The 13,283-nt window shown below is 67.7% G+C and carries 13 protein-coding genes; 4 read left to right on the top strand and 9 right to left on the bottom strand.

Translation table 11 applies throughout. The features are described from left to right. Nucleotides 1-317: 317 nt before the first annotated feature. From ACYVN4_RS05570 to ACYVN4_RS05530, 9 genes are all read right to left on the bottom strand, one after another. Complete coding sequence (locus tag ACYVN4_RS05570; RefSeq protein WP_460718369.1) at nucleotides 318-2,045, bottom strand: SDR family oxidoreductase; 1,728 nt, start codon at nucleotides 2,043-2,045, stop codon at nucleotides 318-320. A gap of 63 nt (nucleotides 2,046-2,108) precedes the next feature. Then, a complete protein-coding gene (locus ACYVN4_RS05565) occupies nucleotides 2,109-3,218 on the bottom strand; it encodes a PDR/VanB family oxidoreductase (protein ID WP_460718132.1) in 1,110 nt (369 codons plus the stop codon). Then, nucleotides 3,215-4,120 carry a metal-dependent hydrolase gene (locus ACYVN4_RS05560; protein WP_460718131.1) on the bottom strand — a complete coding sequence of 302 codons (906 nt, stop codon included), beginning with the start codon at nucleotides 4,118-4,120 and terminating at the stop codon, nucleotides 3,215-3,217. Before ACYVN4_RS05560 ends, ACYVN4_RS05565 begins: the two co-directional genes overlap by 4 nt. Nucleotides 4,121-4,294: 174 nt before the next feature. Beyond that, a complete protein-coding gene (locus ACYVN4_RS05555) occupies nucleotides 4,295-6,250 on the bottom strand; it encodes an APC family permease (protein WP_460718130.1) in 1,956 nt (651 codons plus the stop codon). 125 nt (nucleotides 6,251-6,375) lie between these two features. Then, nucleotides 6,376-7,182 carry an N-acetylmuramoyl-L-alanine amidase gene (locus ACYVN4_RS05550; protein WP_460718129.1) on the bottom strand — a complete coding sequence of 269 codons (807 nt, stop codon included), beginning with the start codon at nucleotides 7,180-7,182 and terminating at the stop codon, nucleotides 6,376-6,378. A 37-nt stretch (nucleotides 7,183-7,219) separates the two neighbouring features. Beyond that, a complete protein-coding gene (locus ACYVN4_RS05545; RefSeq protein ID WP_460718128.1) occupies nucleotides 7,220-7,639 on the bottom strand; it encodes a MarR family winged helix-turn-helix transcriptional regulator in 420 nt (139 codons plus the stop codon). Beyond that, nucleotides 7,629-9,005, bottom strand: coding sequence for an MFS transporter (locus tag ACYVN4_RS05540; protein WP_460718127.1), 1,377 nt, complete (start codon nucleotides 9,003-9,005; stop codon nucleotides 7,629-7,631). Before ACYVN4_RS05540 ends, ACYVN4_RS05545 begins: the two co-directional genes overlap by 11 nt. Before the next feature lie 64 nt (nucleotides 9,006-9,069). After that, entirely contained in the window at nucleotides 9,070-9,801 is a 732-nt protein-coding gene (locus ACYVN4_RS05535) for a serine hydrolase (RefSeq protein ID WP_460718126.1), read from the bottom strand. An 80-nt stretch (nucleotides 9,802-9,881) separates the two neighbouring features. Then, the gene (locus tag ACYVN4_RS05530) at nucleotides 9,882-10,871 is read right to left on the bottom strand and encodes a zinc-binding dehydrogenase (protein ID WP_460718125.1); all 990 of its coding nucleotides are present in this window, start codon (nucleotides 10,869-10,871) and stop codon (nucleotides 9,882-9,884) included. 241 nt (nucleotides 10,872-11,112) lie between these two features. On the opposite strand from ACYVN4_RS05530, the gene ACYVN4_RS05525 reads away from it, so the two are divergent. The 4 genes from ACYVN4_RS05525 (at nucleotide 11,113) to ACYVN4_RS05510 (ending at nucleotide 13,151) form a co-directional block, all read left to right on the top strand. Further along, nucleotides 11,113-11,328 (top strand): hypothetical protein, encoded by a 216-nt coding sequence (locus ACYVN4_RS05525; protein ID WP_460718124.1) that lies wholly within the window; start codon nucleotides 11,113-11,115, stop codon nucleotides 11,326-11,328. Between the two features lie 90 nt (nucleotides 11,329-11,418). Next, nucleotides 11,419-11,778 carry a hypothetical protein gene (locus ACYVN4_RS05520; RefSeq protein ID WP_460718123.1) on the top strand — a complete coding sequence of 120 codons (360 nt, stop codon included), beginning with the start codon at nucleotides 11,419-11,421 and terminating at the stop codon, nucleotides 11,776-11,778. Then, complete coding sequence (locus ACYVN4_RS05515; protein ID WP_460718122.1) at nucleotides 11,775-12,455, top strand: hypothetical protein; 681 nt, start codon at nucleotides 11,775-11,777, stop codon at nucleotides 12,453-12,455. The genes ACYVN4_RS05520 and ACYVN4_RS05515 overlap by 4 nt, the downstream gene beginning before the upstream one ends. 45 nt (nucleotides 12,456-12,500) lie before the next feature. Further along, nucleotides 12,501-13,151: a TMEM175 family protein gene (locus ACYVN4_RS05510; RefSeq protein WP_460718121.1), complete on the top strand. Its 651-nt coding sequence runs from the start codon at nucleotides 12,501-12,503 to the stop codon at nucleotides 13,149-13,151. Nucleotides 13,152-13,283: the final 132 nt, after the last annotated feature.

Genomic DNA, 13,283 nt, shown 5'->3' with positions numbered 1-13,283 from the left:
CCACTATGGCCACCGTGACCTCCGCCCCCGCAGCCGCCGCTCGCGGTGCAACGGCCCGCACCGCCACCGTCGTACGTATTCCAGGCCGATCCGTAATGCGTGGGCCGCCACCGCCCCAATGCTCGGCGACGACGAGCGCCCCGGCGGTCGAGCCAGACCATCCATCCGATGATCGCCAGCGCGATCAAGGCCATCACGATGCCGCTGATCATGGCCGGTACCCCCTCTCGGCGGCCCTCCCCGGCCGCAAGAACCCCGCCGAATCGGCTGGGCCCCCGATGGTTACCCATCGGGGGCCCAGCTCATGCATGACCCGTTTACGTCAGCTTCACCCGCGCCGCGAAGAAGCGGGCGACCGCGGGCGCGTAGCGGTTGAAGCGGTACTGCAGCCAGGCTTCGGGGGTGACCGGAACGACCTCGCGGCCGTTCTCGACGGCCTTGACGATCTGGGCCGCGACCTTCTCCGGGCCGTAGCGCCGAGCGGCGTAGAGCTTGTCGTAGCGCTGCTGCTTGGCGGCTTCCTCTTCGGCGGAGATGCCCGAGAAGCGGGTGGTGGCAACGATATTGGTGTGCACGATGCCGGGGCAGATGGTGTGGACTTCGATGCCCTTGGCGGCGAGTTCGGCGCGCAGGCAGTCGGAGAACATGAAGACCGCCGACTTGGAGGTGGAGTAGGCGGCGAAGCCCTGCTGCGGGGTGTAGGCCGCCATCGAGGAGAGGTTCACGATGTGGCCGCCGAGGCCGCGCTCGGTCATCGCCTTGCCGAAGGCGCGGCAGCCGTTGATGACTCCGTGCAGGTTGATGTTGAGCACCCGGTCGAATTCGGCCGCCGAGGTCTCGAAGAAGTCGCCGGCCGCACCGACACCCGCATTGTTGATGAGGATGTCGGGAACGCCGTGGGCGGCGATGACGGTGGCCGCGTGCTCGTTCACGGCGTCCGCGGAGGACACGTCCAGCTGGTAGGCGTGCGCCTTACCACCTTGGGCCGCAATGAGTTCCACGGTCTCCTTGGCCGAGTCGAGGTTGATGTCGCTGAGCACCACCTCGGCCCCACTCCGCGCGAAGGCCAGCGCGGTCTCGCGCCCGATGCCGCTGCCGCCGCCGGTGATCACCAGCAGTTGATTCTCGAAAGCCCGCTGCTGCGGGCCGACTTCGGCGCGCTTGAGTCCGCGCGAGGTCTCCCCCGTGCGCAGCGCGTCGATGAGTTCCACCGTCGAGGTGGCCAGCAGTTCCGGATGCGAGAACGGCAGCCAGTGCCCGCCGCCGACCTCACGCCGGTACAGGGTGGGCGCGTACTCCTTGGTGTCGGCGTAGCCCGCGGGCCGCACCGCCACATCGCGGCGGGCGATGATCAGCTGCACCGGCACCTCGGTGCGCCGCTCGCGCGGATCACTCAGCCGCTGCAGGATATTCGCGCGGTAGATGCGCATGCCGTCGAAGAAGTCCCGGCGGAACTCCGGACCGAATTTGATGTTCTCCGGCGAGGTCTCGTTCATCAGCCCGACGAACCGCGACCACATCTTCTCGGTGCCCAGCGGCTTGAGCACGACCCGCGGCACGCCCGGCGTCATGAACAGCCCGGTGTACATCGACGACAGCAGTTGGGTGAACGGCCCCCACACCTTGCCCTGCGACAGGCTCGAGCGCACCCACGCGCCCAGGTGATCCAGGTTGGGCCCGGACACCGAGGTGAAGGAGGCGACCCGCTCGGCGGCCTGCGGCTCGCAGACGGCCTCCCACATCTCCACCGAACCCCAGTCGTGGGCCAGGATGTGTACGGGCGCATCGGGACTCACCGCGTCGGCGACGGCGAAGAAGTCGGCCGCGAAGTGCTCGAGCCGGTAGTCCTCGGTGCGGTCGGTGCGGGTGGAGCGACCGTGCCCGCGGGTGTCGTAGGTGACCACGTGGAAGCGGTCGGCCAGCAACGGCACCACCCGATCCCACAGGTGGTTGTCGTCGGGCCAGCCGTGCACCAGCACGATGGTCTCGGCCGAGGGCTCACCGTATTCGTAGACGGCGATATCGAAGTCGCCGGAGCGCACCATGCGCTCGGCGGCGGGGATGACGGTGGGGTGATCGGTCACGATCTTCTCCTCGTTGAGACGGTGCTAGAGGTCCAGCACCAAACGTTCCCCGCCGCAACGGGATACACAGATGAGCATGTCGCCGGCCGCACGCTCGGCGTCGGTGAGCACGGTGTCGCGATGGTCGACATCGCCTTCGCGGACGCGCACCACGCAGGTGCGGCAGAAGCCCTGACGGCACGAATACGAGGCGTCCGGGCGGAGTTTCAGCACTTCCTCGAGCACCGACTTGTCGGCGGGCACGTCGATGACCTCGCCGCCACGGGCCAGCTCCACCTGGAAGGCGGTGCCGTTCACCACCGGTGGCGGGGAGAAGCGCTCGGAATACAGTTCCACACCGGGCATCTCGAGGATGCGCTCGGCGATGAGCTGGGTCATCACGACCGGACCGCAGCAGTAGACGGAGGTGTCGGATCCGACGCCCGCCAGCAGGTCGGCTCCGGTGGGGATCCCATGTTCGTCGTCGGTGCGCACGGTCACCCGCGACCCGAACGACTCCACTTCCGACAGAAAGGGAATGGTGTCGCGCGAGCGTCCCGCGTACACCATGCTCCATTCCACGCCGAGCCGCTCGGCCATCCGGATCATCGGCAGGATCGGCGTGATGCCGATGCCGCCCGCCACGAAATGCACTCGCGCGGCTGAGGATCCGTATCCGGGCAGCACGAACGGGAAGGCATTGCGCGGTCCACGCACGGTCAGCGCGGTGCCGATCTTCAGCTCGTCGTGCACTTCGAGGGACCCGCCGTTGCCGTTCGGAATCCGCCGCACCGCAACGCGATACGCGTGCCGGTCGGCCGGATCGCCGCACAGCGAGTACTGCCGCACCTTCCCCGAGGGCAATTCGAGATCCAGGTGCGCGCCCGGCCGCCACTCGGGCAGCGCGTGCCCATCCGGCGCGGTCATCAGCAGGCTGATCACATCGGTGTCATGCGCCTCGACCCGGCGCTCCACCACGACCAGCGGAATCCGCCAGTCGTTCACCGGCGCCGGCGGTTCGTGCCGGTTGACGAATGTGGTCCAGCGCAAACGGCTTTCGGCGATGAAGTCCAGCACCCGGGTGGTCCGGTCGGCGCGCTGCTTGCCGAACAGGTCCTGCGGCGGCGCGGTCGGTACGGGCCGCGTCGCGCTCACGAAGCCATCATCCGCGCGGCCGGGGACTGCGCGAGGTAGGCGACGGCCTGTGCGGTCGACCCGACACCCGCCGGGCTGTATCCCGGAGTGAAGGTGGACAGCGCGCTGATCAGCAGCGAGGGAATGCCGGGAACCGCACCGCGCCACATGGACGCGAAGATCCGCAGGATCAGCATCGGGTAGCGGTGGTTGGGCAGCGACGGGTCGGCGTGCACGAGGAACTTGGTGCCGCGCAGCAGGAGTGCGATGAAGATCGGGAAGACCATCAGCATCAGCGCGCAGCGGCGGATGTACCCGACCTCGAAGTACTCGGCCACGTCGTGCGCGACCATGCGGTGCTCGACCTCTTCGGCCCCGTGCCAGCGGAACAGGTCCAGCATCTGCGGGTCGGCGTCGAACTTCTCCAGGTCGGCATTGATGACCCAGTCCCCGAGCCAGGCGAAGAAGTGCTCGAGCGCGGCGATGACGCCCAGCCGCTCCACCAATTGCTGTTGCTGCGCCGCCGGGGTCGACAGCTCCCGCGGGCCGAGGGTCTTGCGGAAGATGAACTCGGCCTGCCGCACATAGGGTTCGACATCGATGCCGTGCGTGGCCAGCACCTCTTCCAGCGCCCCGTTGTGGCTCTCGGCGTGCATGGATTCCTGCCCGATGAAGCCGATCATGGCTTCGCGCAGCTTCTCATCCTTGACCAGTTCGAGGGCTTCCCCGAAGGTCACCAGGAACATGCGCTCACCTTCGGGCAGCAGCATGCTCAGGGCGTTGAGGACGTGCGAGGCGATCGGTTCTTTGCGCATCCAGACCGGTTCGGTCCGGGACCAATCGAACTGCACATTCCGGGCGTGCAGGGCTACCTCACCGGGTTCGGTCACCGGTTGGCGGCCCAGCTTCGGAAGTAGCTTCATCGGTACTCCTGGTCTCGTATCGAGTTTGCTGCGTGAGCGTAGCAACATTCTACGTCTGCATGAAACCCTGAGTTACACCTAAAACTCACGACACGACTTGGAGGAAACGACGAAGGAGCCCCCGCTGCGGAAAATCGTCCGATTTCCCACGGTGAGAGCTCCTTCGAGCGACAGCTAGCTGTCGACGTGGACGTGCGGGCGCTGCGAGCGACGCGGGATGGCGCGGCGCAGGATCTCGCGGGTCACGGGGGCAACTTCGCCCTCGCCGAAGAACATGAAGCGCACCAGGTTGGTCAGCGGGTTGCCCTCGGTCCATTCGAAATACACGTGCGGGCACTCGCCCGTACGGTCGCGAATCGCGATCAGGATCGAGGCGATGCAGTTGGGCACGGCCGCGGCCTCGACGGTGAGAATGTGGTAATCCTCCACATCCACCTCGGTCACGTGCAGCGTCGTGGAGAACTCCGAGGGGTCCTTCACGATCACCTCGAGGAAGAGGATCGGCTCGGACTCCGGGATGTGACTCTCGCGGCGCTGGTCGGCTTCCTTCTCGCGATATTCCTCGGGCGAGCGGCCGTCGGTGATGTCGTGGGTGACGATGCGGATCTCGCCGCGCTCGGCCAGCTGGTCGATCATCGCGCACGCCTTCTCGTCGAAGATCACCTCGACGGCGCGCAGCTCGAAGGCACGGCGGATGCGCGAGGCGAACGACACCACGATGATCGCGACCACGAACAGGATCGCCAGGTGCAGACCCGCGGGCTTCTCGATGATGTTGTCGATCGTCGTATAGACGAAGATCAGCGACACCACACCGAAGCCCACCACCCGCGTGTACTGCTTCTTACGCCACGCCGAAATGGTCACGGCGACAGCGGCGGAGGTGATGAGCACCAACACACCGGTCGCGTACGCCGCGCCCTGCGCGTCCACGCTCGCATTGAAGTACCAAGTGATCGCGAAGGACACCAGCGCGAAAACCAGCACCAGCGGCCGGATCTGGCGCGCCCACTCCGGAGCCATGCCGAAGCGCGGCAGGTAGCGCGGGACCAGGTTCAGCAGGCCCGCCATGGCCGAGGCACCGGCGAACCACAGGATCGCGATGGTGCTCACGTCGTAGACGCTGCCGAAGGCGTTGCCCAGGTACTCATGTGCGAGATACGCCAGCGCGCGGCCGTTGGCCTGCCCGCCCTCCTCGAATTCCTTCTCCGGAATCAGGATGGTGGTGATGAAGCTGGTGATGATCAGGAACACGCTCATGATGATCGCGGCGCTGGTCAGCAGCTTGCGGGTGCCGATGATGCGGGTGCGAGGGTAGTCGGCGGGGTCGGCCGGATTGCCCTTGATCTGCGGCATGACCGCGACACCGGTCTCGAACCCGGACAGGCCCAGCGCCAGTTTCGGGAATACCAGTAGGGCCACCCCGACCATGGCGAAGACATTGCCGTGCTTGGCCGTCAGCAGATGACCCCAGTCGGTGACCAGGTGCGGCGCCTGCGCCACCTTCACGATGCCGACCACGGCCACCACGACATTGAGCGCCAGGTACGCGCCGACCAGTCCGACCGCGATGCCGATGGCCTCGCTGAAGCCCTTGAGGAACACCGCCGCCAGCAACGCCAGCAGCACCAGCGTGATGGTCATGTTCTGGTCGTGCAGGAACGAGGGCACATTCGGGTTCTCGACGATGTGCGCCGCACCGTCCGCCGCGGACAGCGTCATGGTGATGGTGAAGTCGGTGGCTGCGAAGCCCAGCAGCACCAGGATGAAGATCTTGCCCCACCAGTTCGGCAGGAAGTTGGCGAACATGGCGATCGACCCGCCGCCGTTGTGGCTCTCCTTGGCGACCCGGCGATACACCGGCAGCGCGCCGAGCAGGGTCAGCGCGACCAGCACCAGGGTCGCCAGCGGCGAGAGCACGCCCGCGGCGAGCGCGGCGATGCCGGGCTGGTAGCCGAGTGTCGAGAAATAGTCGACACCGGTCAGGCACATGACTTTCCACCAGGAGTGCTGATGCTCCTTCGGGGTCCGTTTGACCATCGGCCCGGGGAGCTGTGAGAAGTCCTCCCCTGTGTCTTCGAGTAGCCAGTTCGCGAATCGCGAACGCGGCCGTACGTCGGTGGTGGTCAAGGAGTCCTCCCCGGAACTCTGTTCCGTCCGGTTGCCCGAAATATTCCGTAAATGACGTGACGAATCTACTCACGGCAAACCGGGCGCGGACGCACCCCGCGCCGTGAGTCGTTCAGTGGGATGTGCTAGCCGACGTAGGCGGCGATGGCGTTGGCGATGACCTGCGCGAATCGTGCGCGGCCGTCCGGTGATTCGAGGACCGCGGCATCGCCGGGATCGCGCATATTGCCGCATTCGATGAGGGCAGTAGGGCGCTCGGAGAAGTTGAGTCCGGCCAGATCCGCGCGCGGGTCCAGGCCGTCGGAACCGACGTAGTTGGAGTTGGTGAATCCGGCCCCGACCATGGTGTCGCGCAGCGTGGTGGCCAGCGCCACCGAGGGCCCGGACTGGGCGTCGTTGAGCGCGGGCGAGGAGTAGGCGACGTGGAAGCCGTGGTCGCCCGCGGGCGCGCCGTCGGCGTGGATGGAGACCACCGCGGCCGCGCCGACCCGATTGCCGAGGGTGCCGCGATCGTTCACGCACGGGCCGATGCCGTCGTCGCTGTCGCGGCTCATGACCACGTGGTAGCCGCGGGCGGTGAGCAGGTCCCGGACCTGCTGGCCCACCGCCCAATTGAACTCGTGCTCGGTGTAGCCGTCATTGGCGCTGGTGCCGGTGGTGTTGCAGGGCTTCATGCCGCCCCGGCCGTCGGGCACCTGGGCATTGATCTCGTCGGGATGGGCTGCGCCGCCGCCGTTGTGGCCCGGATCGATGACCACGGTCTGGCCCGCGATGGGCAGCAGCGGCGAGGCGGGTGCCAGGGTCGAGGCGGGAACCAGGCTCGGCCGCGGCTCGGACGCCGAAACCGGTGTGGCGGTGAGGCTCTGCCCGCAGCCCGCGATCAGCAGGGCGCCGCAGAGTGCCGCCAGGGATTGCCAGTGTCGGTGTCGCACGGGACAAACGATAACGGTTGAATCACGAAGCCGTAAGTCAGTGTTCGAGTTTGCGCAGGATCTCGTGCAGAGTGCGCAGGTCGGCGGGGGTGAGCCCGGCCAGTTCCGCGGGGGCGGGGTCGGGTGTGGCGAGCGCCTCGGCGACCGTTTCCTGGCCCGCCCGGGTGAGCGAGATGAGTTTGCAACGCCGGTTGGACGGATCGATCTCGCGAATCACCAGGCCACGATTCTCGAGATCGTTGACCACGACGGTGGTGGCCGGGGCGTCCATGGCGGCCGCCTGCGCCAACTGCTTGGCGGTCAGCGGACCGGACAGCAGGCGGCGCAGCACGCGAATCCTGCTGAACGGCATGCCGGTTCGCTCCACCACGGCGCGCTTCCAGCCGTCGCGGGTGTCCATGACCAGGTGGGTGAGTTGCCGCCAGACCACATCGGTCGTGGGCGTGTCAGCCGGCATGAGCGGGGACCTTCTGTTCGAGCAAGGGGGCGACGCGATCTCGCGAACGGTACGCCCAGTCGGTGTTGGCCGCGACGCCGAGCGCGATGACCGCGGTGGCGAAACCGGCGATGGTCCACCACAATCCCGCACCGGTGAGCGCACCACACAGTGCCACACCGAGACTCACGCCGACCTGGCGACTGGTCGAGGCCACCGCGGCGGCCGCGCCCGCGCGATCGAGCGGCATGCCGCTGACCGCGGTCGTGGTGATCGGGGCGTTCACCATGCCGAAGCCGATGCCGAACACCGCGAAGGTGATGACCAGCTGCCAGATCGGGGTGTCGGCGTGCAGCAGGGTCAGGCCGACGGCGGCCACGGCCATCAGGGCGCCGGCGGCGAGCAGCGACGGGCGGGTGCCGTAGCGGCCCACCAGGCGGCCCGACAGCGGGGAGAAGATCAGCATGCCCACCGCCATCGGCAGATAGAGCAGGCCGGTGTGCACGGCCGAGAAGTGCCGTGTCCCTTGCAGATACAGCGACATGTCGAACAGGAACGCGCCCAGCGCGGCGAAGGAGCAGACCGCGATCACGGTGGCCGAGGAGAACGGGAAGCTGCGGAAGAAGCGCAGATCGATGAACGGCGACGGGTGGCGCGACTCGTGCCAGACGAAGCCGGCCAGGGCCAGCGCGGAGATCGCGAAGATCGCGGGCTTACCCTCGATCAGGCCGAACACCAGCGTGAACAGCACGGCGATGGCCAGCACCTGGCCGATCGGGTCGATGCCGCGCGGGTTGGCCGACTTCGATTCCGGCACATAGATGGTGGTGAGCACCAGCGCCACCGCCACGATCGGCAGGTTGATCCAGAACACCGACTGCCAGCCCAGGCTGTCGATGAGCACGCCGCCGACCAAGGGGCCCATGGCCGTCGAGATGCCGACCACGGCACCCCACACGCCGACCGCGCGCGCCCGCTCCACCCGGCCGGTGAAGGTGGTCGTAATGATCGACATGGCAACGGGATTCAGCATGGAACCGCCGATGGCCTGCAGGAAACGCGCGCCGATCAGCACATCGATGCTGGGCGCGAGGCTGCACAGCAGCGAGCCCGCCGCGAAAGTGAGCAGGCCGATGCGGAACACCCGCTTACGCCCAAACCGGTCCGCGGCAGCGCCGGACAGCATCAGCAGGCTGGCCAGCGTCAGCGTGTAGACGTCGACGATCCACTGCAGCCGCGACATCGGCGCACCCAGATCGGTGCGAATAGTAGGAATGGCGACGTTCACGATCGTCGCGTCCATGGAAGAGATCAGCAGGCTCAAACAGCAGGTGACCAGAATGATCGTCTTCCGCCGCGCGCTCAGCCCCTCGACAGTTGTAAGCACACAATGATTGTGAAGACACAACCATTCCGAATGCAAGGGTCTACCCGAGTGGTACAGCTCACGTTCAGTGATGCGGTGGCGTGAGCTTTCCGATCAGGCCCCACAGGACGTTCTGTACGTCCTGGGTTTGCTGCTCTGCGGTGCCGTAGGTGTGGGCGGAAACCGTGAAGCCCGGACCGAAGGAGGCCGAGGCGACTTCCGGGTCGCCGAGGTCGGACCAGCCCCATTTGCTGCCGAGGATCTGCGGGAGGCGGGCGGTGCCCCAGTCTTGGCGGGTGCCGTCGGCGGCCTTGTCGGCGGGCTCTTCCATCCAGGCGAGGATGGGGCTGTCGGGTTCGGTGCGGACCTTGGCGGCGAGGAAGTCGGCGACGTCGGCGGTGCTGGTGGTGGAGAGTTCCCAGCCGCCTGCGCCGTGGGTGGCCGTCAGGCCGTATTCGCGGGCGATGGCATCGATGGCGGAGGGGTACTTCTGGGAGAGCCGATCCGCTGCGGCGTCGTCGGATTTGCGGATCATGCGTTCACACAGGTCCTTGTCGGCGGCCGAGCCGTCGCCGTGGCGGAGTGCGTAGTCGGCGATGTACAGCTTCGAAATGGACAGGGCCGCACGCTCTTCGGTCTCGTTCTCGGTGCCCCAGCCCACGCCGGGCACCAGCGAGCGCACCGAGATCGAGGTGCGGTCGGGTACCTGCAACGGCTCGATGTCCGTGGGCGCGGGCTGGATCGCCCCGGCGGACGCGGCCCAGCCCAGGCATGCCGCGGCGATCAGCGCCCCGATCACTCCGGCCCGCCTGCCCATCGCCCGCCTCCCGATACCCGTCGTCGTCTGCCCAGTCCACCTTGCTCCGGTGGACTGGGCGGTCGTTCACGACACGCCGATCAGACGGTCAGGATGGTGCGGCCCACCGCGGTGCGGGATTCGATGGCGGCGTGGGCGGCGGCGGCTTCTTCGAGCGGGAAGGTCTGGCCGACGACGACTTCCAGGCGACCCGCCGCGACCTCGGCGTGCGCGCGCTCGTGCAGGCCGAGCCAGTCGGTATCGGGCGACGCGACATCGAACAGCGAGACCAGGGTAATACCCTGGGCCGCAGCAGATTCCGCATCGACGGCAGCGAATCCACCCGCCGAATTGCCGTAGGCGATGAGCGATCCGCCCGGGTTGATCGTGGTGAGCGCCGCCCGGCCGATGTCGCCGCCCGCGCCGTCGAGCACCGTCTGCACCCCGCCGGTGATGGCCCGAACCCGCTCAGCCCAGTCCGGTTGCGAGTAGTCGACGACCTCGTGCGCGCCGAGTCGTTGCGCCAGAGCGAGTTTCGCCTCACCCCGGGCGACGGCGATAACCCGTTCCCCGGCCGCGCGAGCGATCTGGATCAGCAGGGTGCCCAGTCCGCCCGCGGCGGCGGTGATCAGCACCCACTGACCGGGTTGGGTATTCGCGCGGTCGGCCACCGCGAGGGCGGTGCGGCCGTCGTGGGCGAGGGCGGCCGCCTGCACGAAGGTCAGCTCGTCGGGTACGACGGCCAGTGTCGCCGCCTTGGCCAGGGCCAGTTCCGCGTAGCCGCCGATGGGCAGGCCGCCGCCGATACCGCTGGCGGCGGTCGGAGTGGCGACCCGCCTGCCGATCCAAGCGGTGCTCACACCGGTCCCGACCGCCTCCACCGTGCCCGCGACCGCGCCGCCGGGCACGAACGGCGGCTCCACCGGGAAGAAGGCGGCGGCCCAGCCGCTGCGCAGGGTGGTGTCGAGGAACATCACATCCGCTGCCGCGACCCGCACCGCGACCTCGCCCGGTCCGGGGATCGGATCCGGCACCTCGGTCACGGTCAGCACCTCGGGCCCGCCGAATTCCTTCGCCTGCACCACTCGCATGTCATTGCCTCCGTTTCGATCTCGACCCGTGTCCTCGAGTGCGAGCACCCCGGGTGATGTATCGAGCATCGAACCTCGACTTATGTTCAGGTCAAGCGCGCTGGTGAAGATTCCTCCGAGAGCGAACTCGGTATGAGTCATTTTCGAGACAAGCAGCCTTGACTTCGACTCACCAGACCGCATAGTTTGGATGGCGCGGCGAGATCCGCCGCTCAACTCCGGGGACCAGGAAGGATGCTTCATGCCCACCCCGCTCCTAGACGACATCCGCGCCGCCACCCGCGCGCGCGAAGCCGCCAAGCAGGCCGCCCAGGCCGCCGACGCCATCTGGCGCGACCGCATCAAGGACGCCACCGCAGCGGGCGAGCGTGTCTTCCTCATCGCCAAGGCCGCCGGCGACATCACCACCTCCCGCGTGTACCAGATCCGAGACGGCGTCCGCACCGGAACCCGCTGACCCACGCCCGTTCCGGCAGCTGACTAAGGTCAGCGCCCGAACTTGTGCGCGGTGCCTCGAAGTTGGGGCGGGGCGTGCGAGAATCACGCGGTGCAGGATCAGCTGAAGGTGTGGCTCGAGGAGCTGACGGGTGGGGACAGCACGCGGGCCATGGCGGTGGTGACGGGGATTCCGCAGGCCACGCTGGCGCGGCATCTGGCGATGCCGACGCCGCCGGTGGAGACGCTGATCGAGATCGCTCGGGCCTACAGCGCGAATCCGGTGGAGGTGCAGGTGGTGGCGGGGATCATCACCGAGGCCGAGGCGCAGCGGGCCGGTTCCGGCAGCGCCATCCGGCAGGCCACCACGCGGCAATTGCTCACGGAGTTGTTGCGGCGGGATAAAGAGGCGGAGGAAACGGCGCGGCGGAAACCCTCGCGCGGGGAGGCCGGGGCGAGGCTGTTCCGGTGAACAGTGTCGTGACCGTCCTGGCCGCGGTGTGCGCGCTCGCCGCGGCGGCCGCCCGGCTGCCACGCTGGCGGTCCACCGAATCGCGGCCCTTCACCATCGGTTTGGCGCTGCTGGCGCTGTGGGCGCTACTGCGCACCCCGGCGATCAATGACTCCGCCAATGAGATGTCCCTGCCGAGCGGGCATTTCGAGGGCTTCCCCGGACTGATCGCAGACGTCTCGCTGGTCGGCGCCGGAGCCTTGATCGGTGTCACGGTGGCCGATGCGTGGGGACGGGCGCTGCTGCGGCGTGCGTTCTACATCGGGCTGGTCGCGGTGGAGGCCGGGCTCCTGCTCACCTATGACCCGCTGCATCCGTCGTACGTGACCATCCAGAGCCACAACTGGATCGTGGCGCTCGCCGGTCTGGCCGTGAATGCCGCGGTGGTCACCGCCTCGGTGCTGAGCTACCGCACCGCACCGGCGCGCTTCCGATTGCCGTTGGCGCTGTTCATGTTCGGCGGCCTGAGCGGTTTCACGCTGGCGGCCATGCGGGTGGTGACCCTGCTGCGCCCGGACGGGCCGCAACTCAACGCGTGGTCACCGATCGTCTGCATCCCCGTCTTCGGATTCGCCCTGGGCTCGCTGATCGCCAGCTTGCGCATGCGCAAGCAGGCGCTGGAAGATATCGACGCCTGAGCCTGCGCCTTCGATAATGCTGGAATGCAACACCCGGATTCTTCTGTGAGCACCACGCGCCCGGCGCCCGAGCGCGATACCCGCCTGACCGACACCACCCGCGTCGAGGCCTTCAGCGACGGCGTCATGGCGATCGCGATCACCCTGCTGGTCATCGAGATCCGGCTCCCCGAGACCGAGGGCGGCGATCTGTGGCGGCAGCTGACCGGGCTGTGGCCGAGCTATCTCGCCTATGCCGGTTCGTTTCTCACCATCGGCGTGGTCTGGCTGTGCCATCACCGTTTCTTCAGCCGCATCCGGCGCGTGGACGGGCTGCTGCACTGCGGCAACCTGCTGTTGCTGCTGGCGGTGGCGTTCCTGCCGTTCCCGACCACGGTGCTGGCCCACCATCTCGAGGACGGCGGTCAGAATGCCAAGATCGCGACCGCCTTCTATGGTGTGGTGGCATCGTTGCAGGCGGCAGCCTGGCTGGTGATGTGGATGGCGGTGCGCCGAAATCCGGCTCTGTTCGAGCCCGGCTATGACGCCGAGTTCGCGCGGCGTGAAAGCCTGCAAGCCATCGTCGGTTTCGTGGTCTTCGACGTGATCGCGGCGATCGGCCTGGTGCTGCCGCCGTTGGCACTGGTGCTGTATCTGTTGGCGGTGCTGGCCTACGGGATCAGCACTTCTCGCGACCGCGTACTGAGTCGCCGGTGAGCGTGGTCCCGGCCAGCGGGACCCGACTTGTCGGTAGCTTCGCGCTCGGGTAGCGCGACCCGACCGGTCCGCTTATGCTCGTGCCGCAGATTCGAATCCGCTTGCCGGACCGAGGTTTTTGACCCGGCCCGC

It is taken from the genome of Nocardia heshunensis (genome assembly GCF_054782115.1).
The sequence above is the reverse complement of the archived record's forward strand: the minus strand, read 5'-3'. Positions and strand labels throughout refer to the sequence as shown.

Excerpts from the sequence above, each read along its gene's own strand:
- ACYVN4_RS05545 (WP_460718128.1), bottom strand. The coding sequence starts at position 7,639 with ATGCCGGCTGACACGCCCACGACCGATGTGGTCTGGCGGCAACTCACC.
- ACYVN4_RS05530 (WP_460718125.1), bottom strand. The coding sequence starts at position 10,871 with ATGCGAGTGGTGCAGGCGAAGGAATTCGGCGGGCCCGAGGTGCTGACC.
- ACYVN4_RS05525 (WP_460718124.1), top strand. The coding sequence starts at position 11,113 with ATGCCCACCCCGCTCCTAGACGACATCCGCGCCGCCACCCGCGCGCGC.
- ACYVN4_RS05560 (WP_460718131.1), bottom strand. The coding sequence starts at position 4,120 with ATGAAGCTACTTCCGAAGCTGGGCCGCCAACCGGTGACCGAACCCGGT.
- ACYVN4_RS05535 (WP_460718126.1), bottom strand. The coding sequence starts at position 9,801 with ATGGGCAGGCGGGCCGGAGTGATCGGGGCGCTGATCGCCGCGGCATGC.
- ACYVN4_RS05570 (WP_460718369.1), bottom strand. The coding sequence starts at position 2,045 with ATGGTGCGCTCCGGCGACTTCGATATCGCCGTCTACGAATACGGTGAG.